Raw genomic sequence first — 23,277 nt, 5'->3', positions numbered from 1 at the left:
AAATAAGCGTTACCTGAATTGAACAGGCCCCGAGTCATATGGCTCGGGGCCTTTTTCATGCTCGCTGAACAGCTCAGCGGTACAACACTTTCTCCGCCAACTCATCTGCCACCCGTGCCGGCGAGCGCTTCTCGGCCTGCGCATGGGCGAACACTTCGGTCAGGCGCGAGCAGATTTTCGACAGGTGCGCGGTAATCGTCCCCAGCTCTTCGCCGCGATGCTTGAGCGAGACGTAGATCAGGCCACCAGCATTGATCACGTAGTCCGGCGCATAGAGGATGCCGCGCCGCTCCAGCTGATCGGCCACGTCCAGATGCGTCAGCTGATTGTTGGCCGAGCCCGCCACCGCCGAGCAACGCAATTGCGTCACCGTGTGGCTGTTGAGCACGCCACCGAGGCCACACGGCGCGAGGATGTCGCAAGGCGTACTGAGCAACGCGTCGTTGGCGATCGGGTGGGCATTGAGCTGCTCCATGGCCAGTTGCACCTTGCCGTGATCGATGTCGCTGACCAGCAATTCAGCCCCCGCCGCGTGCAGCTGCTCGGCCAGTGCGTAACCGACGTTGCCCAAGCCCTGAATCGCCACGCGCAGGCCCTCGAGATTGTCACTGCCCAGCCGCGCCATCGCCGTAGCGCGAATCCCGGTGAACACGCCCATCGCCGCATGCGGTGCCGGATCGCCAGCCGAGGTGGTGCTGGTGACATGCTGGGTCTGCTGGGCGATGCAATCCATGTCCGCCACCGAAGTGCCGCTGTCGATGGCGGTGATGTAGCGACCGTCGAGCTGATTGATGCAGCGACCAAACGCTTCGAACAATGCTGCGCGGTTTTCCACATGCGCCGGGCGCACGATCACCGCAACGCCGCCGCCCTGGGCAAGACCGGCCAAAGCCGCCTTGTAGCTCATGCCTTGTGCCAGGCGAATGGCATCCTCGACTGCGGACTCGTCGTTGGGATAGGCAAGATAACGACAACCGCCCAGGGCGGGCCCGAGGCGACTGTTATGAATGGCAATGACCGCCTTCAACCCGGTGACCGGGTCAACGCTGAGGTGCAGCGATTCCAGGCGAGTGCTTTGCATGAGAGCGAACATCGGCAGGCTCCCGAATCACTTCTGGTAGACGCCAGTATAGGCTTGCGCCCAAAAATTGCTGAAGCGCACCGGAATAAGCACCCGCCTCGACGGTAACTTTGCGGCATAACCTGGTCGGTACTGGACGAATGGCACGGACGGGGCTAAAACGAGGCATTCCCCGGAGATTCCGATGAGCCCGCGCCAACGTTTTTTCGAGAGTCTGCACCGTTCACCGCCCGCGCTGTTCGAAGCTGCGCTGTGGATGGCCGCCGAGCACGAAAAAGGCCTCGATGTCGAAGCATTGCAGCAAGACTTCAAGGAGTTGCAACAGCGCGTCAGCTACGGTTTGCCGATGTTGCCGGTCAGCGAGCTGGCACAGCCGTTGTTGCGGCGGATGAATGATCTGGGGTTTGCCCAGGACGACTTTCTGCCGCTGCGCCCGCAGGCGGCCTTGCTGCATAAAGTGTTGCAGACCCGACGTGGCCAGCCGTTGGCCCTGGCACTGATTGCACTGGAGTTGGCGCGCGGTCTGGAGATCCCCTTGGTCGGGGTGAACTTCCCCGGGCATTTTCTGCTGCGGGTACCCGGTGCCGACCATTTGCTCGACCCCTGCGGCGGGCGGCGTCTGTACCCCAACGATTGCCGCGATTTGCTGCAGCGCCAGTACGGCGCGCACCTCAAGCTCAACGCCGACCATCTCGCCACCGCTACCCCGTTGCAGATGCTCCAGCGCCTGTCACGCAACCTGCGACAGTTGCATCTGGCGCATGAGGACTACATCGCCGCGTTGATCGATGCCGAACGCGTGCTGGAACTGGGCAGTGCCAGCGCAGCCGATTACCTGGCCCGCGCCAGCCTGTACCAACGCCTCGACTGCCCGAACGCCGAGCGCTTCGATCTGGAACATGCGCTGCTGCTCAGTGACGACCCGATCCAGCGCCTGCGCCTGACGGAACGCCTCGGCCACCTGCCCCCGAACTCCGTCGTCCACTAAACGCCTTTTTGTAGGCGTGAGCCTGCTCGCGAAGCAGGCGCCGCCGTTTTCCCTGTCAGACCGCGTTATCGTTCTTCGCCAGCAGGCTGGCTCCCACAAGGTTTGGCGTGATCCCTTTCATCTGCATCACATAGATCACTGCAGGCGTGAGCCTGCTCGCGATGCAGGCGTCGCCGATTTTCCTGTCAGACCGCGTTATCGTTCTTCGCCAGCAGGCTGGCTCCCACAAGGTTTGGCGTGATCCCTTTCATCTGCATCACATAGATCACTGCAGGAGTGAGCCTGCTCGCGATGCAGGCGTCGCCGATTTTCCTGTCAGACCGCGTTATCGTTCTTCGCCAGCAGGCTGGCTCCCACATTGGGCGGGGTGGACTCGGAGGGCGAGCGCACCTGGATGATCAACAGCGCTGCGATGACCGCCGGAATCGCGCAGAAGAAGAAAATCTGCGCCACCGGAATGTGCATCGCCAGCAGCATGCTGCCGAACAGCGGCCCGAGGATGGAACCAAACCGCCCTACTCCCAACGCCCAGCCAGTGCCTGTGGCCCGCACATGGGCCGGGTAGAAGTTACTGGCGAAGGCGTTCAGCGTCAGTTGTCCACCGATGATGCAGAAGCCGGCCGCAAACACGCAGGCCACCAGATAACGCGGGTTGTCGTGGTTCAAACCCAACAGAATGGTGCACACAGCCGCCCCGGCCAATACCGCGCAAAGCAGGCGCACCTTGCGTTTCAAGCGGTCGGCAAACCACGCCATGCACACGGCGCCCAAGGTGCCGGCGAACAGGAACATCGATGTCACCAGATTGGCTTCATTGAGTTTCAGACCGCTTTCGAGCAATAGCGTCGGCAGCCAGCTGATCATGAAATACAGCAGAATCAGGCTGACAAAAAACGTCGCCCAGATCAGCAGGGTCGGCCGTGCGTAGCCGTTTCGGAACAACTCGACCACCGTCAGTTTGCTGCCCTGTTCGCGCTCGTTCTGTTCGGCCGAGGCGACCGGTGGTTGCCAGTCTGGCAGCATCCGCGCGGTGACTTTGCGCAGGCGCGCATAGGGCGGTGCATCGCGTAGCAAACGCGGCAGGGATTCCGGCAGCATCCACCACAAAAACGGAAACAGCAGCAGCGGCGTGACGCCGCCGGCGAGGAACACTGCTTGCCAGCCAAAGCGATCAATGAAACCCGCCGCGACAAACCCGCCCGCCGCACCACCAAAGGAAAACCCACAGGCCGCCAATGTCACCATCAACGTGCGCAGACGCGGCGGTGAGTATTCCGACATCAAGGCCATGGCACTGGGCATCGCCCCGCCCATGCCGATGCCGCAGATGAAGCGCGCGATCATCAAGGTATTCAGCGAATCGGCGAACACCATCAGCACCGTAAGGCTGGCGTAAATCAACACGCACGCGAGCAGGATTCGCCGCACACCGAAGCGGTCGGCCAGTGGTGTCACGGCGAGCGAACCGAGCGTGAGGCCCAGCAGGTTGGCGCTGAAAACAGGCCCGAACGCGGCTTTTTCCAGTCCCCAGTCCTGGGCCAGGGCCGGCACCACGTAACCCAGCACCTGGGCGTCGTAACCGTCGGTGACCAGCAACAAGGCGAGCAGGATCAAGAGCAACCACTGATAGCGGGACACAGGATGGGCGTCGAGTGCCGCCCGGAAGCTGGCAATCTGGTTGTGCATCGCAAGGTACCTGTTTTGTTTTTATGATTTTTTGTGCGGTGCTGATCCCTTGTAGGAGTGAGCCTGCTCGCGATAGCGGTGTGTCCGTCAACATCCCCGTATCTGACACTCCGCTATCGCGAGCAGGCTCACTCCTACATTGGGCAGTGTGGAACTTTATGGGGTATCCGGCTGGTTGGCCGGATGCGCCTTGATGAACGCCGGATGCTCAGCCGCCAGTGCCGCCACCCGACGAATCCGTGGATAAGCCTCCAGCGATACATTGAAACGCTCGGCCGCGTACAACTGCGGGATCAGATAGACATCCGCCACACACGGCCACTCACCGAAACAGAAACCGCTGTCACCGATCAACTGCTCGACGGTCGCCAGCCCTTGACCGATCCAGTGCGCAATCCACTCCACCACCTGCGGCTCCTCGTGCCCCAACTGACGCAGGCGATTGAGCACGCTGACGTTGTGCAGCGGATGCACGTCGCAACCAATTACCGCCGCCACACCGCGCACATGGGCGCGGGCGGCGAGGTCTTCCGGCAAAAGGGGCTTCTGTGGATAACGTTCCTCCAGATACTCGATGATCGCTGGCGACTGAATCAGCAACTCACCGTCATCGGTGCGCAAGGCCGGCACCCGGCCCTGTGGATTGATCGCCAGATACGCCGCCTGCCGATGCTCGCCCCCGGATGGCGCGATCAGGTTGACTGGCAGCGCGGTGTAGTCGAGCCCCTTCAGCGCCAGGGCAATGCGCACCCGGTATGACGAGGTCGAACGGTAGTAGGTGTAGATATCCATGGTCCGCTCCTGTCAGCGCGCCGCCAGCACTTTGCCGCGGCACTCGCCGAAACCGATGGAGGCAAAACCGTCACGGGCACAACGTGCGCGCAGGATGATTTCATCACCGTCCTCGAGGAATTTACGCACCTCGCCAGAGGCCAGTTCGATCGGCTTTTTGCCGCCCTCGGTGATTTCCAGCAGACTGCCGAACTGACCGCTTTGCGGGCCAGACAAGGTGCCCGAACCGAACAGGTCACCGGCCTGCAACTGGCAACCGTTGACGCTGTGGTGCGCGACCATTTGCGCGACGGTCCAGTACATGTAGCGAGTGTTGCTCAGAGTCAGACGATGGGCCGGCAGATTCTGCTCGCGCATGGCTTCGGTGAGCAGCAGCACTTCGAGTTCGATGTCGAAAGCACCAGCCTCCTGATCGCGTTTGTCGAACAGGTATGGCAGCGGCTGCGGATCACCTTCAGGACGCGCCGGTTGCGCGGTACGGAACGGCTCCAGCGCTTCAGCCGTCACCACCCAGGGCGAAACACTGGTGATAAAACTCTTGGACAGGAATGGTCCCAGTGGCTGGTATTCCCAGGCCTGAATATCGCGGGCCGACCAGTCGTTGAGCAGGCAGAAACCGGCGATGTGCTCGGCGGCGTCACCGATGGCAATTGAATCGCCCATTTCGTTGCCCTGACCGATCCAGATGCCCAGCTCCAGCTCGTAGTCCAGACGTGCGCAAGGGCCGAAGGTCGGCTCGCTCGCACCGGCCGGCAACGTCTGGCCTTTCGGACGGCGCACGTCGGTACCGGAGGCGCGCACCGTGGAGGCCCGACCGTGATAACCGATCGGCACGTGCTTGTAGTTCGGCAGCAGTGGATTGTCCGGACGGAACAGTTTGCCGACGTTCTGTGCATGCTCGATGCCCACATAGAAGTCGGTGTAGTCGCTGATGCGCGCCGGCAGGTGCATATGGCAATCGGCCGCCAGTGGCAGCAGTTTTGCGCCTTGGGCTTCAATGGCGCCGCGATGGCTGCTGCCCTCGCTGAACAATTCCAGCAAGTGGCTGCGCAACGCTGCGCGGGCCTCGCGACCGAGGTCGAAGAAGGCGTTCAACAGGCCACCGTGCATGGCTTCGACTGCGCTGCGGGCCGCGCCGTCGAACAACCCGGCTTCGAGCGCCACCTGCAGATCGAAAATGTGCTCGCCAATCGCCACGCCTGCGCGCGGCGCCGAACCGTTGAGGCTGAACACCCCCAGCGGCAGGTTCTGCAGAGGGAAATCCGCGTGGCCGTTGGCCGAAGCGACCCAGCTGCGGGTGATGGAAGTCTGCGTCATGGGTTATCTCCGGGTCGGGTCGAACGTGGCGGGCAGCGTGGCCCAGCAGGCGTCGTAATTGGATTGCAGTTGCGGGCAGTCGAGGGCGAAACGGCTTGGGCGCAGCACCTGACTGGTCTCGAACATGAAGGCCATGGTGTTATCGATTTTCGCCGGTTTGAGCTCGGCGTTGATCGCTTTGGTGCAGGTTTCGCCGTCCGGGCCGTGGGCGCTCATGCAGCTGTGCAGGGACGCACCGCCGGGCACGAAACCTTCAGCCTTGGCGTCGTACTCGCCCTGGATAAGGCCCATGAATTCGTTCATCAGATTGCGGTGGAACCACGGCGGACGGAAGGTGTTCTCAGCGACCATCCAGCGTGGCGGGAAGATCACGAAGTCGAGGTTGGCCAGGCCATGCACGCTGGTCGGCGAAGTCAGCACGGTGAAGATCGACGGATCCGGATGATCGAAACTCACGGTGCCGATGGTGTTGAAACGACGCAGGTCGTATTTGTACGGCACGTTGTTGCCGTGCCAGGCGACCACGTTCAGCGGCGAGTGATTCAGTTCGGTAACCCACAACTGGCCGAGAAACTTCTGCACCAGCGTCGTTGGCTGCTGGAGGTTTTCGTAGGCCGCGACCGGGGTCAGGAAGTCGCGCGGATTGGCCAGGCCATTGCTGCCGATCGGCCCCAGATCCGGCAGGCGCAGCGGCGCGCCATGGTTCTCGGCAATGTAACCGCGGGCCTGCGCATCGAGCAGTTCGACGCGGAACTTCAAGCCGCGCGGCAACACGGCGATTTCCAGTGGTGCCAGTTCCAGCACACCCAATTCGGTGGCAATACGCAGACGCCCGAGTTGCGGCACCAGCAGCAGCTCGCCGTCGGCGTTGAAGAACACCCGTTCCATCGAACGGTTGGCGACGTAGTTGTAGATGCTGATGCCGGATGGCTTCTCGGCGCTGGCGTTGGCGGCCATGCTCAGCAGTCCGTCGATGAAGTCGGTCGGCTCGGCCGGGATCTCCAGCGGATTCCAGCGCAGACGATTGGGGGTCACTTCACCCAACGGGCCGCCGGCCAGTTGCCGCTCCAGTTTGACGAAGGCCGGGTGATTGGCCGACGGCTGAATCCGATACATCCAGGTACGCCGTGCTTCACTGCGAGTCATGGTGAACGCGGTACCGGAAAACAATTCGGTGTAGAGACCGTACGGCGCTTTTTGCGGCGAGTTCTGGCCAACGGGCAAGGCACCGGGCAACGCTTCACTGCTGAATTCGTTGCCGAAACCGGACTGGTACGCCAGCTCCGACGCGGTTGAATCGAGGTTCATGGAGCCTCCTGAACAGGGAGTCGGCAGTGGCCCATCGCTCTGGCTCAGAGGTTTGCGCACGCCGGGGTTGTTATTATCGTAATTCGATTACGCATAACGTAATTTGCTCGCTATCCAGCGTCAAGATATAAAGACGCCCATTCGTTTTCGGATCCCGGCCGCACCATGGAAAAAACCAGCGACAGCAACGGCAAACAGAAAGTCCGCTCCGCCGAGGTCGGCACCGACATCCTCAAGGCCTTGGCCGAGTTGTCGCCCTCCACGTCTCTGTCGCGTCTGGCCGAACACGTGCAGATGCCGGCGAGCAAGGTGCACCGTTATCTTCAGGCACTGATTGCCAGCGGTTTTGCCGAACAGAACGCCGCCACCAACCATTACGGTCTTGGCCGTGAAGCGCTGCGTGTAGGCCTGGCCGCCCTCAACAGTATGGACGTGCTCAAAGTCGCCGCCCTGCCCCTGGCCGAGTTGCGCGACGAGTTGAACGAAACCTGCTTTTTGGCGGTGTGGGGTAATCAGGGCGCGACCGTGGTGCACATCGAACCCGCAGTGCGCGCGGTGACGGTGGTCACGCAACTGGGTTCGGTATTACCGTTGCTCAGCTCGTCCACTGGACTGGTGTTCAGCGCCTATCTGCCGCACCGGGAAACCGATGAACTGCGCGAGCAGGAAATCGCCGTTGCCGGCCATCCACTGGCTGATGAAAACACCTACAGCGGTTTGTGCGAACAGATCCGCGAGCGCGGTCTGCATCATGTTCACGGCTTGTTGCTGCCAGGTGTGGATGCGCTGTCGGCCCCAGTGTTCAACGCGGTCGGACAGATCGCCGCCGTGCTGACCATCGTCGGGCCGACTTCGCTGTTCCATGCTGACGAGAACGGCCCGGCGGCGCAGCGGTTACTGGCGGCGTCGCGGGCCGTGAGCTGGCGAATGGGTTACGCAGCGGCGACCTGAATGAATCAGGAGACGGTGGTTTTACTACTGTCGACAGCCTCGGTATCCAGCACTTGTTCAATCAGTTCGCGCAAACGTTCGTGACCGAGCTTTTGGCCGAGAGCCGTTGCCAGTAATCCCACCACGGTGTCGGCATCTCCCGCCAATTCGATCAACGTGCGCTGCAATCGGGTGACACTCTCGGCGCCGAGGCCTGCCTGGCCCAGCGTCGCCAGGCCAAGCAGTGCATCCCTGAAATGGGCAAACGCTTCGCCATTCTCACCGTAGTAATGGGCATTCGCGCTGTCGTAAATGCTCTTGGCTACTTCCACGGCCGTCAGCGCCAGCCCTACTGGCGCAATGACCAGAGCGATAACCGATGCCGCCAGTTTCACATTGTCGTAGATCAGCCCACCAATGATCTCGGCAAGGCTGGTGGTGCGCTTGTCTATGTCTTCGATCACGCGGCTGACATGAGCGTCGTAGGCGGTGCGCAAATCCCGGATCCGCGTATTGGTATAAGGCACGGGTGCGGGTACGTCCTTGACTGTCGCCTGTAGTTCATCGAAATAATCGTTGACCACTTTCTGATCGACGAGCGCGACACGATCGATGTAGTAGTTACGCAACGAACGCGCACGCAAGCGAATCGACCCGACAAAATCGGCAGCCTTGCGAAACGCGATGCGGTCCGGCGCATCCGGCGTGTAGAGAAAATCCGCTACGCCCTGGCTGGTCATCGTCCTGAACACATAAACACCGTCGACTCTGCGGGTGTTTTTGATCTTGAACTCATAGACGCTTTCGCTTGCGACCACCGGGTCGGAAACCTTGATTGGCTGAGGCGTTTGCAACTCAGTGAGCAGGCGCTGCAAACTATTGAACTGTTCGTTGTTCAGTTGTGCATCGGCGTACTGGGAAACCAGCGCCAACGACATTTCGGCATGCAAGCGGCGCAAATGCACTTCTCGCTTGAATGCGTACAGTGGAGCTTTCGACTGGAACTTCGTCTTGAGCATCTCGATATACTTTTCCCCTGGCCGTAGCGTCTTCGACCAACTGGCAATGTCCTTGATAGTCAGGGCATCCAGTGAGGGTTGGGCAGTGCTCCAGTGAAAACGCGGGTAATCACTCGGGTCCCACTGAGGGCTGCTGGGCGGCTCGAAGGCCCGCTCTTGCACAATCAACTCAGTGAGTACCCAGTTTTCAGTTGCCGAGATCTGTACGAACACCAGGTCCGGATTGACCTCGACATAACGGCCTCGCGAACGAAGTACCTCTTCGATCCTTGTCTTGATCAGATCGCGGGCGAAGTTTTCATACGAGGGAAAACCGGTTTCACGCAACTCGACGGAGTACAAGGCCTTGAGTTCGGTCGTGAGGCGAACATGACGCTGACGCACCTCTTGCGGCACCGCTCGAAAGTTGAGTGGCGCAATACTGGCTGCGGCGCCTGCCGTCCATCCAAAATGCACTGCCACAACACCGGCCAACGGACTATCGGGCCTGCGCTTGAACTCTACCGAAGCCGCACGGATCCTGTTCAAATCAAACGCCAGACCTTCGGCATGTTGCAAATCATTGCCGATGGTTGGCAGATCTTTGGCATGCAGCATTGACGTTGCGTAAGTTGAATCGTTACTCAGCCATTCTTTGAGTTTGCTGGAAAACTCTTCAAAACGATTGAATCGCAAGAACCCGTTCCCCCCCTCGACCAAGCGCATGTAGACCAACTGTGGCCCGAGATCACGTCGCCCGCCCTGAAAAATCAAAATGTCTTTCAATGGTTGTGTCGCGCCAGCGAAATGCACGCCAGCCATCAATACGGACGGATCCCCCCCGAGCGCCTGATTGACCAGATCGAATTCGTTTTTTTCAAGACGCCGGCTGTGGAAGGCAACCAGTAGATCAAACTGGATTTCGCTGATCAGCTTGTTGCTCAATGCATCGTGATAATCAGCCGACGGCGTGTCCGAGCGCGTTTCAACGAACTCTTTGCGCAGGTCCGTCTGTTGCAGCCATCGATTGAGTTTGTCCACTGTCAGTCCGGTATTTTCAGCCCCCACCAGAGTCAGCTTCGGTGCAAAACCAACATCGTGAGCGCCGAACGCAACCAGTTCCGTCAGGCTGCGACTTTCCTCATGGCGAATGGTTTTTCCTCCGAGTTTCATTTCATAAGTGGTGTGAACCCGAACGGTATTACCGTCCACAGAAACTCCCAGCGTACTTTTTGTCCACTCCGCCAACGTCGTTCGGGCGTAGTCCTTTAACGAAAAAGTGGGTGCGTGAGTACGCTGGAAATCCTCGTGGTACTTGCGCATCGACGTCTCGAGTTGCAGATAGTTGTTCTGCACGGATTCACCGGCTGCCTGCAGCCATGCCGGCCATTCGCCGCGACTGACCGCGGCTCGCAGCAGAGCAAAGTGCGACAGCCAGTGTTGCCGTAATGTGGAGAAACGTTGATTTTGTTCCAACGCAACCAGGCCTCCGGCCTCATCACGTTCCCGCGAGTTCGCCAGGCGTGCCACTTCATCAGCCTGCTGCTTGAGATGCGACTCGACGCAGAACTCGAAGACGCTTTCCTTCAGCCTCGGATAAGTAAGGCCATAACCGGCTACGGACAGGCGGCTGCACAGCGTTGCATGCAGATCATTACTGTTGACGAAAAACTCGTACCCTCGGACGGGCGTGTAAAGGAAGCATGAGTAATGATCGTCATTGAGTGAAAGTTGCGGGGCACCCAGATTCGCCATGTCCACGATAAATACGGATGCCAATGACGTGGATGGCGCCCCAGCATCATTGATCAGGACTTTGTACAGCGAATAACCTGTCTCTGAAACCAAGGCTTTGGCAAGGTTTTCAGCTTGCCCAGACTCCAGGCGATTCCCCATGACACTCAGGGAAAGTTGCGCCATCAACGCTCTGGAAATGGCCTGCTGCAGAGCGGTCTTATTGCTGAACGCGCCGCGCACTGCGGGTGCCTGCCAGTACTTTTCAAGGCTGGTGCGATGCTCGCGGCTCAGCGCCTGCAGGGCGTTGTCGATCAGCCGCTCAACTTGAATCAGGTCCAGCCCAGACACTTTGAAACGAACGTCGGTGGTGTCAGGGCGATCATATAGACCATCAGCGTCGATGATGTAAGTCGGTGACAGAAAACGTGACAAACACTCTACGTAGACATCAAGTAACGAACCTTGGGGACGGCTACCCAGATTATGATCAACATCAGCCCTGTTGATAAATACCTTGTCCAACTGAACACCCGGATGGTACTCCCGCAGCTTTTCGACCAAGCGTTCACGGGCCATTTGCCTGAATGAAGGGATACCCTCAAGAGTGGCCAACAATTGCTGTCCAACCGAAATGGACTTGGTGATTTCCTCTGAACTCTCAACACGCTTATAAAGGGTATCGAGCATCAGACTGGTATACAGCCTCTTCATTAATAACTTCCTTATCTTCAAGTATTCGGGAAAACATTTAAGAACCCGAGAAAATCGAACTCGAATATAGAAGAAGCAAAACTATATAAACACCAGACATTTATTGCGGAAAATTTAGCATATCAATATAACTCAACAAAACTACGAAGAAACTCCCGTTATCAACCCGCCACCCTGCAACAACGATACTTCAGTTATTCTTCAATACAAAACCTTCTTGATCAATCATTTATGGAAACGTCTTTTTTACTGTGCAATAAGGCGCTTGATACCCGATGAAGCACCCACTACTGTTGCGCGCACCGTAACAGTGCATATCCAGAATCGGTATTTTTCCGCCGGCTCCAACCGCCTATTCTGATCGGGCTTTCACGGCATATGCCGCAAAGCACGAAGCCCTGGCTGCTGAGCAATTCGCGCCATGGCCGACCGATTTCAGATGAGTCGAATCTTCGATTTATCGCCCCGGTGTTCACTGACGTTGATTTGTAGCTCCTTGATCCAACGTCTTACCTTGGCCGCTGCGTTTGCAGCGGCCTTTTTTATGGGCGAAGGCTTTCCATGGGTCTTGATTCGCGGGAGATGACCGGACTCAGAGCGCGTACTTCTGCAAATTCGCCATCATTTCCTTCAACGCCTCGATATTGTCCTTCGGATGCGCAGCGCCTTCAAAGTCGCAGATCTGCTGCCAGTGCGCCGCCACATCTTCCGGGGAGAACCCCGCACGAGGATCGAACCCGGCGCCGAGGCTGCGTTCCCAACGCACCTTGCCCATCCAGCCGCCACCGACTTCGAACAAGCCGGACGTTTCCTGGCATTGCTCGCTGGCCAGGTACACCACCAGCGGGCTGACCAGTTCCGGTTTGAGCTGTTCGAACACTTGCGGCGGGATCAGGCCTTCGGTCATGCGCGTGCCGCCAGTGGGCGCAATGGCATTAACCAGGATGTTGTTCTTGCGACCTTCGATGGCCAGGGTACGGGTCAGCCCGTAGAGGCCAAGTTTGGCCATGCCATAGTTGGACTGGCCGAAGTTGCCATAGATGCCCGAAGTCGAAGCCGTGAAGATCACCCGACCGTAGCTTTGCTCGCGCAGGTGCGGCCATGCGGCGCGAGTCACTTTGTAGGCGCCTTCGACGTGAACGCGATAGACCAGATCCCAGTCGGCGTCGTCCATTTTGTGGAAGGTCTTGTCGCGCAGGATCCCGGCGTTGTTCACCACCACGTCGACCCGGCCAAAGACATCGAGGGCGTTCTGCACCAGTTTGTCGCCGTCGGTGACCGAGTCGTGGTTGGCCTCGGCGATGCCGCCGGCTTCGCGAATCTGCGCCACTACGCGATCAGCGGCAGAGGCGTTGGCCCCTTCACCCTGAGTCGAGCCGCCGAGGTCGTTGACCAGCACTTTGGCGCCGTGCCGGGCGAACAGTAAAGCGTGCGCCCGACCCAGGCCACCGCCGGCTCCGGTGACGATCACGACTTTATCTTCGAAACGTACGGACTCATTCATCGCAGGAACTCCAGCAGGCCTGAGGGACAATAATCCCGAGTGTCAGGCACGGCGCGATGGGTCACAACAAACACGGCTGGGGCTGAATGGTGGGCGATAAGGCTGGGGGATGATAGCTGCGTGGCGGGAGGAGCCCCCCGCTCCATCAGGAGCAGGCGACTTTGCGTGGCGGCAACTCCAGGCGCTCACGAAACGCCAGATAATGCTTGAGCACCTGCACCGGCGCTTCGATCTGTGGGTAGTGACCGATGCCCGGTAACAAGACGGTGTCGGCATCGTCAATCAACTCGCGATAACGCTTGACCATGTGCGCTCCAGAGATCGGATCGACTTCGCCATCGATCACCCGCAGCGGGATTTCATCGCGCTGCATGGCCGCGACCCAGCGGTCGCGCTGCACCCGACGTTCGGGGATGTAGCCAATCAGTTTGTGCATGATGCGCGGACCGCGATGGGTTTCGATCAAGCTCCAGAAATCATCCAGCTCGCTTTCTGTAGGGCCGGTCTGCGGGCCGAAGATCTGCCGGAAACTTTTCACCAGGCCATCACGGGTGAAGGCCCGCCCAATCATCCAGCCCAACGGGCTGAGCAGCAGCTTTTGCATCAGCACCGGGCGATGGGTTTCCGGGAACAGTCCGCCGTTGAGGAACACGCAACTGCCGACTTCGATCCGGTTTTCGTAATGCCGGGCGAGCAGTTCCTGAGCGACGCTGTCGCCGTAATCGTGGGCCAGAATATGCAGCGGTTGCTCGACCTGCAGATGAGCCAACAGTGCCTGTTGCAGGTCGGCCTGCTCCAGCAGGCTGTAGCTGTGATTCAACGGTTTGGCCGAATCACCGAAACCGAGCATGTCGCAGGCAATTACCCGATAACGCTGGGCCAGTGGCTGCCACAGGTAATGCCAGTCCCAACTGGCCGTCGGGAAACCGTGGATCAGCAGCAGTGGCTCGCCCTGCCCTGCCGTCCAGTAACGGATCGACTGGCCGCGAAAGACAAACGTCCGGCTGCGCTTGCGCCAGACACACAGAGGAATCTCGGCAAGAGGCATCAGAGTTTATATCCGGGGTCTTGTTTATCGAGTTTGCGCAGCAACGCCGGCCAGGCCAGCGTGCCGCCCATGCCTTGAGCGCTTTTGGTCACGCCGGCGATCATCGCTTTGGCGCCCGCCAGAATCTGCGGTTCGATGGCGATCAGTTCTGCACCGCCAGTCTGCGCCATGACCTGAATGTCGCAGGCGCGCTGGAAGGTGAACATCATCAGAAACGTGTCGGCGATGGTGCCGCCACAGGTCAGCAGCCCGTGGTTGTGCAGCATCAGGAAATTGTTCTCGCCCAGATCGGCCTGCAAGCGGGCCTTTTCCTCGTGATTCAGCGCCACGCCTTCATAGGCGTGACAGGCCAGGCTCGACAGCACGAACAGCGACTGCTGACTGATCGGCAGCACCCCCTGTTTTTGCGCCGACACCGCGACACCGGAGGCGGTGTGGGTGTGCAGCACACACACCACATCGTGCCGCACTTCGTGCACGGCGCTGTGGATGGTGTAACCGGCGGGATTGATTTCGTAGGGACTGTCCATGAGTTTGTTGCCGGCCTGATCGACTTTGACCAGGCTCGACGCGGTGATCTCATGGAACATCAACCCGAACGGATTGATCAGAAAATCTTCGGTGCCCGGGACCTTGGCGGAAATGTGGGTGAAGATGAGGTCGTCCCAGCCATGCAACGCGACCAGACGATAACAGGCGGCGAGATCGATCCGGGTCTGCCACTCCGCAGCACTGACCTGGTCTTTGACATTAAGGGACGATTGGACGGGGGCTACGCTCACTGTATGCACCTCTGCGTTCTTGTTGTCTGGCACGTGTCAGCAGTCTAGTCAGCTCCCGGGACTCACGTAGTTGCATTGCCAGCCAGCTTGATGACTGAACGAGTCAGCAATGCACACAGCTTGGATCCATGTCAAAGCAGCGACGCCAATAAAGGTGCGGCGAACAGATTGAGCAGACCGGTCAGGACCATCACCAGCCCCGCCACCGAGCCTTCCTCACCGCCCACTTCATGGGCGCGACTGACGCCGGCACCGTGCGCGCCGACACCGAACAATGCTCCCCGCGCCAGGGCACTGCGCAACGGCAACCACTTGAGCAGCACGCCGCCGAGCATCGCACCAAAGACCCCGGTGAACATCACGAACACCGCGGTCAGTTCCGGCACGCCGCCCAGATCCTGCGCCAGCGGCATGGCGAACGGCGTGGTGATCGAACGCGGCACCAGCGACATCGTCACCGAACTGTCCAGCGCCAGCGCCCTGGCCAGGCCGAACGAGGTGGCGATCGACGCAGCGCTGCCAGCGAGCATGCCAAGCAGCAACGCGGACCAATGCTGCATCAGCAAACGCCGTTGCTGCCAGATCGGTACAGCGAAGGCGACCGTGACCGGGCCAAGCACCAGCATCAACCAATGAGTGTTGCTGGCGTATTCGGCATACGCGGTGTGCAGCGGCACGGCGAGAGCCAGCAGCAGCGCCGGTACCAGAATCAGCGGCGACAGCAGATAACGTCCGGTGCGCCGATAGATCCAGCGACTGAACAGGTACGCCAGCAAGGTGAAGGCGAGCCAGAACATGGGCATCAGTTCAAGCTTCATGGGAATGCCTCATCCGCACGGCCAACTCCACCGTGAACGCGGTCACCAGCATCACCATCAGGGTGCTGGCGGCGATCACCAGCAGGATCCGCCAGCCGTCATTGCGCAGCAGCGCGCCGTAATCGAGCAGGCTCATCAACGCCGGAATGAAGAACAGCAGCATCTCGGCCATCAACAGTCCCGCGCCCAATTGCAGTGCCGCCGGTTTGACCCAGCCGAAGGCGAATGCCAGCAGCAACAGGGCCATGCCGATCACCCCACCGGGAATCGGCCAGGCCAGCCACGCGGCTAGTTGGCAGCCGAGCAGGTAGAGGCCGAGCAACACGGCCAGTTCGGCCAGCAGACGGGAGAGATGCTTGAGGGGGGCGGGTTTCATGGTTTTTGCTCCTGACAGGGGCTTATTTTACGAAGCCGACTGCCATCCCCGAAGCGAATTGTTAGACTCTAAGGCATTCCAAAATGGAATCAGGTGATGGAATTCAAACAGCTGCGCAGTTTTGTCGAAGTCATGCATCAGGGCGGCTTTACCCAGGCGGCAAAAACCCTGCACATCAGCCAGTCGGCGGTCAGCAAGCAAGTCGCGCAACTCGAACAGAGCCTGGGCACACCGCTGCTTGAACGGCTGGGTTCGCAATTGCGCCTGACCGCCGCCGGCAGCGTGGTACTGCAACGGGCCGAAGGCATGTTGCGTTTGCGCAATGAGTTGCTCAGGGAGCTGGATGACCTGAGTCATCTGGCACGCGGGGAGTTGCGTCTCGGCTTGCCGTTGCTGGGCAGCGACGCGCTGTTCGCCGGGTTGTTTGCCGAGTATCGGCGGCGCTATCCGAACATCAGCATTCAGTTGCTTGAAGGCGGCAGTCGCAACGTTGAGCAGGCGGTGCTGAGTGGCGAACTGGAATTGGGCGGCAGCCTGTTGCCGAAAGACCCGCAGTTCGACTTTCAGCCGTTCTGCGATGAGAAACTCGATGCCTTGCTGCCGGTGGATCATCCGCTGGCGGCACGTGGCGAAATCGGCCTGGAAGAATTGGCCGAGACGCCGTTCCTGCTGTATCAGCGCAGCTTCGTGCTCAACGATCGGTTGCTCCAGGCCTGCCAGCAAATGGGCTTTACGCCAAAAGAAGGTGGGCGCAGCGGGCAGGCGGATTTTCTTGTGGCACTGGTGGCCGCCGGGCAAGGCGTGGTGCTGCTGCCCAGCGTGGTCGCCCGCGCACTGGAACGCCCGGGCGTGGTGCGCCTGACCTTGCGCGCGCCGGATTACTTGCGTTGGGACATCGCGTTCATCTGGCGTCAGGGCGCCTATCTGTCGAAAGCCGCTCAGGCGTGGCTGGCATTGTTGCGCGAACGCGCGATCAGCCCTTGAGGGTGGCGATCAGTTGCGCCAGCCATGGCTCGGCGTCGGTTTCCGGCGTCACGCTTTCGCTGGCGTCCAGTCGCAGCATCTCCTGCACCTCACGCACGCCCAGCTCAGCGAACAATTCGCGCAGCATCTCGCCGCCGCCACAGAAGGTATCGCCGTAACTGGCATCACCCAAACCGATCACCGCACCCGGCAGGCCGCGCCAGGCCATTGGCAACTGATCGCGAATGGCCGAGTACAACGGCTGCAGGTTGTCCGGCAGTTCGCCCATGCCGGTGGTCGACGTCACCGCGAGAAACGCTTCAGGGCCGAACGCCTGAATGTCCGCCAGGCTGGCGCGTGGGTTGTAGAGGGTTTCAAAACCGGCGTCTTTCAGCAGGTTCTGCGCGTGACGGGCGACTTCTTCGGCCGTGCCGTAAACCGAGCCGGAGAGGATGGCGACTTTCATCAATCTGATCCTGAAGCTGAAAAAAATGAGCCGGGATAGTAGCAGCCCGACGCAAAAGCCGCGATCCGCGCTCAATTAGCGGTGATGGCCAGTAGACAGCGCCGTTGGAACTTCTAGAATGCCAGCCACCATCAACACTGAAAGGATTCACTGATGATCAACGCCAGTCTGCTGCAAATGGTGATCAACGCGTCGAACGACGGGATCGTGGTCGCAGAAAAGGAAGGGGAACAGGACAACATCCTGATTTACGTAAACCCGGCCTTTGAGCGCCTGACCGGTTACACCAGCGAAGAGATTCTCTATCAGGACTGCCGCTTTCTGCAGTCCGGAGACCGCGATCAGGCCAACCTGACGCTGATTCGCGACACCCTGCACAACGGTGGGTCTTGCCGGGAAATCCTGCGCAACTATCGCAAGGACGGCACGCCGTTCTGGAATGAACTGTCGCTTTCGACGGTGAAAAATGCCGACGACGGCCAGACTTATTTCGTCGGTGTGCAGAAAGACGTCACGGTCCAGGTCAAGGCCCAGCAACGCGTCGCGCAACTGGAAGCCCAGGTCGCCGCATTGCAAGCCGAACTCGCCGCTCTGAAAGCGACGAACGGCGCAAACAAAACTGCGAACTAAGTGTCAGTAACTACAATCACCAATGACTTTGTAACTATTTCTTTCGAGCCTGGCCATGCAACGTGACGCCCTCCTGACCCAGGATGAGCTGGATTTCATCCAGACCATGCAGCACAACCCGCAGCTCAATGTGCGGGATGCGACGTCGAGCCTGCTGGTCAATGGTGGTTCGCAGATCCGTGACCTGCTCACGCGCCTGGCCGCTCACGAACAGGTGACCATCCAGGCCAACTTCGAAAATCAGCAAATGACCTTCCCGCTGCATCTGGTGGAAGACGAATTCCACGCCTTGCACCTGCGCCTGGGCGTGCCGAGCATTTTTGAAGACGGGCCGATGATTCGCCCCTGGCGACTGACCCTTGAAGAGCCGGTGGCGCTGGAAAACGCCAAGGGCCAACCGGGCATGATGTGGGTGCATGAGGTATCGCACAAAGGCGTGCTGCTGGAGATGCGCAACAAGACCAAGGCACCCAAGCATTTCGCCTTGTGGTTCAGCCCATCAGGTTATGAGCGGATTTCGCTGCGCGGCAATTTCGAGCGGGAGACCGAGCACGGTTTTTATGCCTACGAACTGAGCCAGACCGATGCCGATGAAACCGAGCGCCTGCGCCAGTTCATCCTGCAACAACACCGTTTGACCCACCCAGCCCTGCACACCTGAGTTTCAGGTATCGAGCTTGCCCGCGAGAAACTGCGTCATGCGCTGCAGCATCGTCGCCCCTTCGTTGCCCAGGCAACCGATCGACGAGCCGGCCAGAGCGTCTTGCGCCAGATCTGCCGCATCCCCGGCCAGCAGCAACTGACAATCGAGACTCAGCGCTAGCCGATTCAGGCGTCGCGGCAGCTCCGCCGTCGGTGCATGGTTGGAAAACAGCACCAGCGCCTGGGGTTTGATCTTTTCGCAGACCAGGGTCAATTCGTCGAATGGCTGCCCCGTCGTCAGCACACGCACACCGGTTTCTCCGCCACTGAGAAACAGCGCAGCCACCAACAACTCGAGTTCACGGCACTCCCCGGACAGCGCACTGACAATGATCCTGCGCGGCTGCGACTTGCGTAACACCATGATCCGCCCCAGCACCCGGGTACGCAGGAAGCCATCGAGAAACAGCCATTCACTGGTTTGCCCGAACGCTTCACGATGCTGGAGCAGGCGTCGCCACAGCGGCATCAGGATGTCCTGGAACACCACCGGCAACGGGTACGAAGCAAAGATCTGCGAGTAGACCCGATCCAGTTCCAGATCATCGAAAGCACTGACCACTCGCTGCAGCTGGTCCTGCCACTGTTGATAGTCCGCCGTCACCTGGTCATCGGAAATGATGTGCGATAGCGCTTTCAGTGGCTCGGTCTTGGCCAGAATCTTACTGACTTTGCTGACCGCCACCCCACGGTCAATCCACTCGACAACGCTGCGCACACGCTCAATATCGGTCATGGAATACAGTCGATGCCCGCTTTCGGTGCGTACCGGCTCAATCAAACCGTAGCGGCGCTCCCATGCTCGCAGCGTGACCGGATTCACTCCGGTCAGCCGTGACACTTCACGAATGGGGAACAGCTCTTCACGCTCGAGCGCGACAGTTGCCTGCGAGGAAGGGTTAACGTCCGTGATAACAGCCATTGTGCAGGTGAGTCCACTCGGTGAGTTTGGATCCCATTCTACATCCTATGCCCTTTATCGGATCAACCCATGAACTGAGACGAAAGTCTCTGATACTGTCATCAAAATCGGGAATAATCCTTGCTTGTTGAAAAGCGCAGGCACCTACCCCCCGCCTGCGCATTGCGAAACTCCTACCCGGAGCGACGCACTCGGAAATACGGAGATACACAATGTCTACTTCCCCCGTCACGCTGATGGTTGCGCGTCGCGTCGCCGACGGCCGCTATCAGGACCTGATTGCCTGGCTGCGCGAAGGCGAACAACTGGCCACTGACTTTCCCGGTTACCTGGGTTCCGGCGTGCTCGCTCCGCCGCCCGGTGACAACGAATTCCAGATCATTTTCCGCTTCGTCAACGAGCAGACCCTGCACGCTTGGGAGCACTCGGCCTCACGTACCGCCTGGCTGTCGCGGGGCAGCGATCTGTTCGCACATCCCAAAGAGCATCGGGTCAGTGGCATCGAAGGCTGGTTCGGCGCGGCAGGCCAGCGACCACCGCGCTGGAAACAAGCCGTGGCGATCTGGCTGGCGTTCTTCCCGGTGTCGCTGCTGTTCAACTTTGTCCTCGGGCCCTTGCTCGCCGAGATGAGCCTGTTGCCAAGGATATTGGTCAGCACGGCGTGTCTGACGCCGCTGATGGTCTACTTCTTTATTCCACTGTCGACGCGGTTGCTGGCCAATTGGCTGAACAGCACGCCGGCACGACCATTACCTGCGACGCCTTCTGCACAGAATCGGTGATCTCTGTGTGGGAGCGAGCCTGCTCGCGAATACGGACTGACATTCAACATTGATGTCGACTGAGACACCGCTTTCGCGAGCAGGCTCACTCCCACAGGTATTGGTAACGCCGACGATAGGTGCATGGCTCATGTCGCTGTTATAGTTTTTGCTCCAACCGCGACGCGAGCCGTTCATGACCACTTCCTCCGCCCCGATCCTCATTACCGGTGCCGGCCAGCGTGTCGGTCTGCACTGTGCGCGGCGTCTGCTCGAAGACGGCCATCACGTGATCTTCACTTACCGCAGCGAACGTACGGGCGTGCAAGCCCTGCGTGATCTGGGCGCTGTCGGCGTGCTCGCGGACTTTTCCAGCGAAGCCGCCATTCTTGCCTTCATCGATGAACTGAAAACCCATACCGACAGCCTGCGCGCCATTGTCCACAACGCCTCCGAATGGCTGGCGGAAACTCCGGACAACGAAGCCGACGCCTTTGTGCGCATGGTCAACGTGCACATGCTCGCGCCGTACCTGATCAATCTGCACTGCGCCGACCTGCTCAAACGCTCGACGCTTGCGGACATCGTCCACATCAGCGACGACGTCACCCGCAAGGGCAGCAGCAAGCACATCGGGTATTGCGCCAGCAAGGCCGGGCTCGACAGCCTGACCCTGTCGTTCGCCGCGCGTTATGCACCGGCGATCAAGGTCAACGGCATTGCGCCGGCCCTGCTATTGTTCAATCCCGACGACGACGCGGCGTACCGTGCCAGGGCCCTGGCCAAATCCGCGCTGGGCATCGAGCCCGGCAGCGAAGTGATCTACCAGAGCCTGCGCTATCTGCTCGACAACCCCTATGTCACCGGCACGACCCTGACCGTCAACGGCGGACGGCACGTCAAATAAGCTGCTGCGCGAGGATCTTCCATGAGCCGTTCCCTGCCCGAGAATTACCGCGAGATCCTCATCGGCCTCGGTGAAGACCCCGACCGCGAAGGTCTGCTCGATACGCCGGTGCGCGCGGCCAAAGCCATGCAATACCTGTGTCATGGCTACGAACAGAGTGTGGATGAGATCGTCAACGGCGCGCTGTTCGCCTCCGACAGCGACGAGATGATCATCGTCGCCGACATCGAGTTGTACTCGTTGTGCGAACATCACCTGCTGCCCTTCATCGGCAAGGCCCATGTGGCTTATATTCCAACGGGCAAGGTGCTGGGGTTGTCGAAGATCGCCCGGCTGGTCGACATGTTCGCCCGGCGCCTGCAGATTCAGGAAAACCTCACCCGGCAGATCGCCGATGCGGTGCAGCAAGTCACCGATGCCGCCGGCGTCGCGGTGGTCATCGAGGCCCGGCACATGTGCATGATGATGCGCGGTGTCGAGAAACAGAATTCGACCATGAACACCTCGGTCATGCTCGGCGCTTTCCGCGACTCGAGCAACACCCGCCAGGAGTTCCTGCAATTGATTGGACGGAGCAAGTAAATGTCACAACTTCAACCGGGAATGGCGCGCATCCGGGTCAAGGATCTGCGCTTGCGCACCTTTATCGGGATCAACGAGGACGAAATCCTCAACAAGCAGGACGTGCTGATCAACCTGACCATCCTGTACGCCGCGCAGGAAGCGGTGCGCGACAACGACATCGATCACGCGCTGAACTATCGCACCATCACCAAGGCGATCATCGCCCACGTCGAGGGCAATCGCTTTGCGCTGCTCGAACGTCTGACCCAGGAATTGCTGGATCTGGTGATGAGCAATACCGCCGTGCTGTACGCCGAAGTCGAAGTCGACAAGCCGCATGCACTGCGGTTTGCCGAGTCGGTGTCGATCACCCTGGCGGCAAGCCGCTGAGCTTCAAGCCTGGAGCTGCAAGCGGTAAGCTACAGGCACCCCACCCTCGAAATCTTGCAGCTCGCAGCTCGCCGCTCGAAGCTGTCTCGCAGAGACTTTTATGACTGAGCAACAACGCCTCGAACTCGAAGCCGCCGCCTTCCGCCGGCTGGTCGCCCATCTGGACAGCCGCAAGGACGTGCAGAACATCGACCTGATGAACCTTGCCGGGTTCTGCCGCAACTGCCTGTCAAAGTGGTACAAGGCCGCCGCTGATGACCGTCAGATCGAGGTCAGCCTCGACGACGCCCGTGAAGTGGTTTACGGCATGCCGTACGCCGAGTGGAAAGCCCAATACCAGCAAGAAGCCAGCACCGAACAACAGGCGGCGTTCGCCAAAGGAAAAGCCAATGAGTGATTTGAACACCCTGCGCGCCAGCCTCAAGAGTGGTGAACACCTTTTCGCCGACACACTGGCCTTCATCGCTGCCGGTTACGACTACCAGCCTCAGGCCTTCAACAACGGCAGCGTGGAAAACGCCGCTGGGCAGAACGAAGGCTCGTGCAAGACTTTGGGTCTGGCGCTGCTGGAAGGCCTGAGCAATGAAGAAGCGCTTCTGGCATTCGGCGAGCATTACCGTTCGGTGGTGGCGACGCCTGAGGGCAGCGATCACGGCAATATCCGTGCGTTGATCAAACACGGTCTGACCGGCGTGAAATTCACCGCCCAGCCCCTGACCCGCCGCTAACGCCAGTTGCAAACCCAATCCCTGTGGGAGCGAGCCTGCTCGCGAATACGGACTGACATTCAACATTGATGTCGACTGAAACACCGCTTTCGCGAGCAGGCTCGCTCCCACATTGGATGTGTGGTGGCTGTGAATAACGGGCACAAAAAAACCGGCCACTGGCCGGTT

24 protein-coding genes are annotated in these 23,277 nt (G+C 59.7%); 11 read left to right on the top strand and 13 right to left on the bottom strand.

Translation table 11 applies throughout. The features are described 5' to 3' along the window. Positions 1 to 73: 73 nt before the first annotated feature. A complete protein-coding gene (locus QMK55_RS18220; protein WP_025109410.1) occupies positions 74 to 1,093 on the bottom strand; it encodes a Glu/Leu/Phe/Val dehydrogenase family protein in 1,020 nt (339 codons plus the stop codon). A gap of 172 nt (positions 1,094 to 1,265) precedes the next feature. On the opposite strand from QMK55_RS18220, the gene QMK55_RS18215 reads away from it, so the two are divergent. After that, on the top strand, positions 1,266 to 2,069 hold the full coding sequence (locus tag QMK55_RS18215; protein ID WP_102356117.1) for a SirB1 family protein: 804 nt from the start codon (positions 1,266 to 1,268) through the stop codon (positions 2,067 to 2,069). A gap of 315 nt (positions 2,070 to 2,384) precedes the next feature. Here the strand turns inward: QMK55_RS18215 and QMK55_RS18210 are convergent, their stop codons facing one another. From QMK55_RS18210 to hmgA, 4 genes are all read right to left on the bottom strand, one after another. Further along, positions 2,385 to 3,755 (bottom strand): aromatic acid/H+ symport family MFS transporter, encoded by a 1,371-nt coding sequence (locus tag QMK55_RS18210; protein ID WP_320329686.1) that lies wholly within the window; start codon positions 3,753 to 3,755, stop codon positions 2,385 to 2,387. A gap of 156 nt (positions 3,756 to 3,911) precedes the next feature. After that, complete coding sequence (maiA, locus tag QMK55_RS18205) at positions 3,912 to 4,547, bottom strand: maleylacetoacetate isomerase (RefSeq protein ID WP_320329685.1); 636 nt, start codon at positions 4,545 to 4,547, stop codon at positions 3,912 to 3,914. Positions 4,548 to 4,559: 12 nt separating this feature from the next. Beyond that, a complete protein-coding gene (fahA, locus tag QMK55_RS18200) occupies positions 4,560 to 5,864 on the bottom strand; it encodes a fumarylacetoacetase (protein WP_320329684.1) in 1,305 nt (434 codons plus the stop codon). Positions 5,865 to 5,867: 3 nt separating this feature from the next. Next, positions 5,868 to 7,172, bottom strand: a complete 1,305-nt coding sequence (hmgA, locus tag QMK55_RS18195) for a homogentisate 1,2-dioxygenase (protein ID WP_320329683.1) — start codon at positions 7,170 to 7,172, stop codon at positions 5,868 to 5,870. A 165-nt stretch (positions 7,173 to 7,337) separates the two neighbouring features. On the opposite strand from hmgA, the gene QMK55_RS18190 reads away from it, so the two are divergent. Beyond that, a complete protein-coding gene (locus QMK55_RS18190) occupies positions 7,338 to 8,123 on the top strand; it encodes an IclR family transcriptional regulator (RefSeq protein ID WP_102356112.1) in 786 nt (261 codons plus the stop codon). Between the two features lie 5 nt (positions 8,124 to 8,128). On the opposite strand, the gene QMK55_RS18185 is transcribed toward QMK55_RS18190, so the two are convergent. From QMK55_RS18185 to QMK55_RS18160, 6 genes are all read right to left on the bottom strand, one after another. Further along, positions 8,129 to 11,548, bottom strand: coding sequence for a DUF6543 domain-containing protein (locus QMK55_RS18185; protein WP_320329682.1), 3,420 nt, complete (start codon positions 11,546 to 11,548; stop codon positions 8,129 to 8,131). 592 nt (positions 11,549 to 12,140) lie between these two features. Next, positions 12,141 to 13,052 carry an SDR family oxidoreductase gene (locus QMK55_RS18180; protein WP_102356110.1) on the bottom strand — a complete coding sequence of 304 codons (912 nt, stop codon included), beginning with the start codon at positions 13,050 to 13,052 and terminating at the stop codon, positions 12,141 to 12,143. Positions 13,053 to 13,197: 145 nt separating this feature from the next. After that, positions 13,198 to 14,100 carry an alpha/beta fold hydrolase gene (locus QMK55_RS18175; RefSeq protein WP_102356109.1) on the bottom strand — a complete coding sequence of 301 codons (903 nt, stop codon included), beginning with the start codon at positions 14,098 to 14,100 and terminating at the stop codon, positions 13,198 to 13,200. Continuing rightward, positions 14,100 to 14,882 (bottom strand): class II aldolase/adducin family protein, encoded by a 783-nt coding sequence (locus QMK55_RS18170; protein WP_102356108.1) that lies wholly within the window; start codon positions 14,880 to 14,882, stop codon positions 14,100 to 14,102. The genes QMK55_RS18175 and QMK55_RS18170 overlap by 1 nt, the downstream gene beginning before the upstream one ends. A gap of 131 nt (positions 14,883 to 15,013) precedes the next feature. Then, positions 15,014 to 15,700, bottom strand: a complete 687-nt coding sequence (locus tag QMK55_RS18165; protein ID WP_025109422.1) for an LrgB family protein — start codon at positions 15,698 to 15,700, stop codon at positions 15,014 to 15,016. After that, complete coding sequence (locus tag QMK55_RS18160) at positions 15,690 to 16,076, bottom strand: CidA/LrgA family protein (RefSeq protein WP_102356106.1); 387 nt, start codon at positions 16,074 to 16,076, stop codon at positions 15,690 to 15,692. Before QMK55_RS18160 ends, QMK55_RS18165 begins: the two co-directional genes overlap by 11 nt. Positions 16,077 to 16,172: 96 nt before the next feature. Between QMK55_RS18160 and QMK55_RS18155 the strand changes: the two genes are divergently transcribed. Next, entirely contained in the window at positions 16,173 to 17,060 is an 888-nt protein-coding gene (locus QMK55_RS18155) for a LysR family transcriptional regulator (RefSeq protein WP_025109424.1), read from the top strand. Here the strand turns inward: QMK55_RS18155 and QMK55_RS18150 are convergent. Further along, the gene (locus QMK55_RS18150; RefSeq protein WP_102356104.1) at positions 17,050 to 17,505 is read right to left on the bottom strand and encodes a flavodoxin; all 456 of its coding nucleotides are present in this window, start codon (positions 17,503 to 17,505) and stop codon (positions 17,050 to 17,052) included. The two genes, QMK55_RS18155 and QMK55_RS18150, sit on opposite strands and share 11 nt — an antisense overlap. 153 nt (positions 17,506 to 17,658) lie before the next feature. Between QMK55_RS18150 and QMK55_RS18145 the strand changes: the two genes are divergently transcribed. Then, positions 17,659 to 18,135 (top strand): PAS domain-containing protein, encoded by a 477-nt coding sequence (locus QMK55_RS18145; RefSeq protein ID WP_102356103.1) that lies wholly within the window; start codon positions 17,659 to 17,661, stop codon positions 18,133 to 18,135. A 55-nt stretch (positions 18,136 to 18,190) separates the two neighbouring features. Next, a complete protein-coding gene (locus QMK55_RS18140) occupies positions 18,191 to 18,796 on the top strand; it encodes a hypothetical protein (protein WP_102356102.1) in 606 nt (201 codons plus the stop codon). Between the two features lie 3 nt (positions 18,797 to 18,799). Here QMK55_RS18140 and QMK55_RS18135 read toward each other — a convergent pair whose 3' ends face one another. Further along, positions 18,800 to 19,759 (bottom strand): MerR family transcriptional regulator, encoded by a 960-nt coding sequence (locus QMK55_RS18135; RefSeq protein WP_102356101.1) that lies wholly within the window; start codon positions 19,757 to 19,759, stop codon positions 18,800 to 18,802. Positions 19,760 to 19,971: 212 nt separating this feature from the next. Here QMK55_RS18135 and QMK55_RS18130 point away from each other — a divergent pair, with 212 nt between their 5' ends. From QMK55_RS18130 to QMK55_RS18105, 6 genes are all read left to right on the top strand, one after another. Beyond that, positions 19,972 to 20,541 (top strand): antibiotic biosynthesis monooxygenase, encoded by a 570-nt coding sequence (locus QMK55_RS18130; RefSeq protein ID WP_320329681.1) that lies wholly within the window; start codon positions 19,972 to 19,974, stop codon positions 20,539 to 20,541. A gap of 175 nt (positions 20,542 to 20,716) precedes the next feature. After that, a complete protein-coding gene (folM, locus tag QMK55_RS18125; RefSeq protein WP_320329680.1) occupies positions 20,717 to 21,427 on the top strand; it encodes a dihydromonapterin reductase in 711 nt (236 codons plus the stop codon). Between the two features lie 21 nt (positions 21,428 to 21,448). Next, a complete protein-coding gene (gene folE / locus QMK55_RS18120; protein ID WP_102356098.1) occupies positions 21,449 to 22,009 on the top strand; it encodes a GTP cyclohydrolase I FolE in 561 nt (186 codons plus the stop codon). Then, positions 22,010 to 22,381 carry a dihydroneopterin triphosphate 2'-epimerase gene (folX, locus tag QMK55_RS18115; protein WP_047597813.1) on the top strand — a complete coding sequence of 124 codons (372 nt, stop codon included), beginning with the start codon at positions 22,010 to 22,012 and terminating at the stop codon, positions 22,379 to 22,381. 100 nt (positions 22,382 to 22,481) lie between these two features. After that, positions 22,482 to 22,778, top strand: a complete 297-nt coding sequence (locus QMK55_RS18110; RefSeq protein WP_320329679.1) for a DUF1244 domain-containing protein — start codon at positions 22,482 to 22,484, stop codon at positions 22,776 to 22,778. Beyond that, a complete protein-coding gene (locus tag QMK55_RS18105) occupies positions 22,771 to 23,109 on the top strand; it encodes a HopJ type III effector protein (RefSeq protein WP_102356096.1) in 339 nt (112 codons plus the stop codon). The genes QMK55_RS18110 and QMK55_RS18105 overlap by 8 nt, the downstream gene beginning before the upstream one ends. Positions 23,110 to 23,277: the final 168 nt, after the last annotated feature.

It is taken from the genome of Pseudomonas sp. P8_229 (assembly GCF_034008635.1).
GTDB lineage: Bacteria > Pseudomonadota > Gammaproteobacteria > Pseudomonadales > Pseudomonadaceae > Aquipseudomonas.
This window is presented reverse-complemented; position numbering and strand designations above follow the sequence as displayed.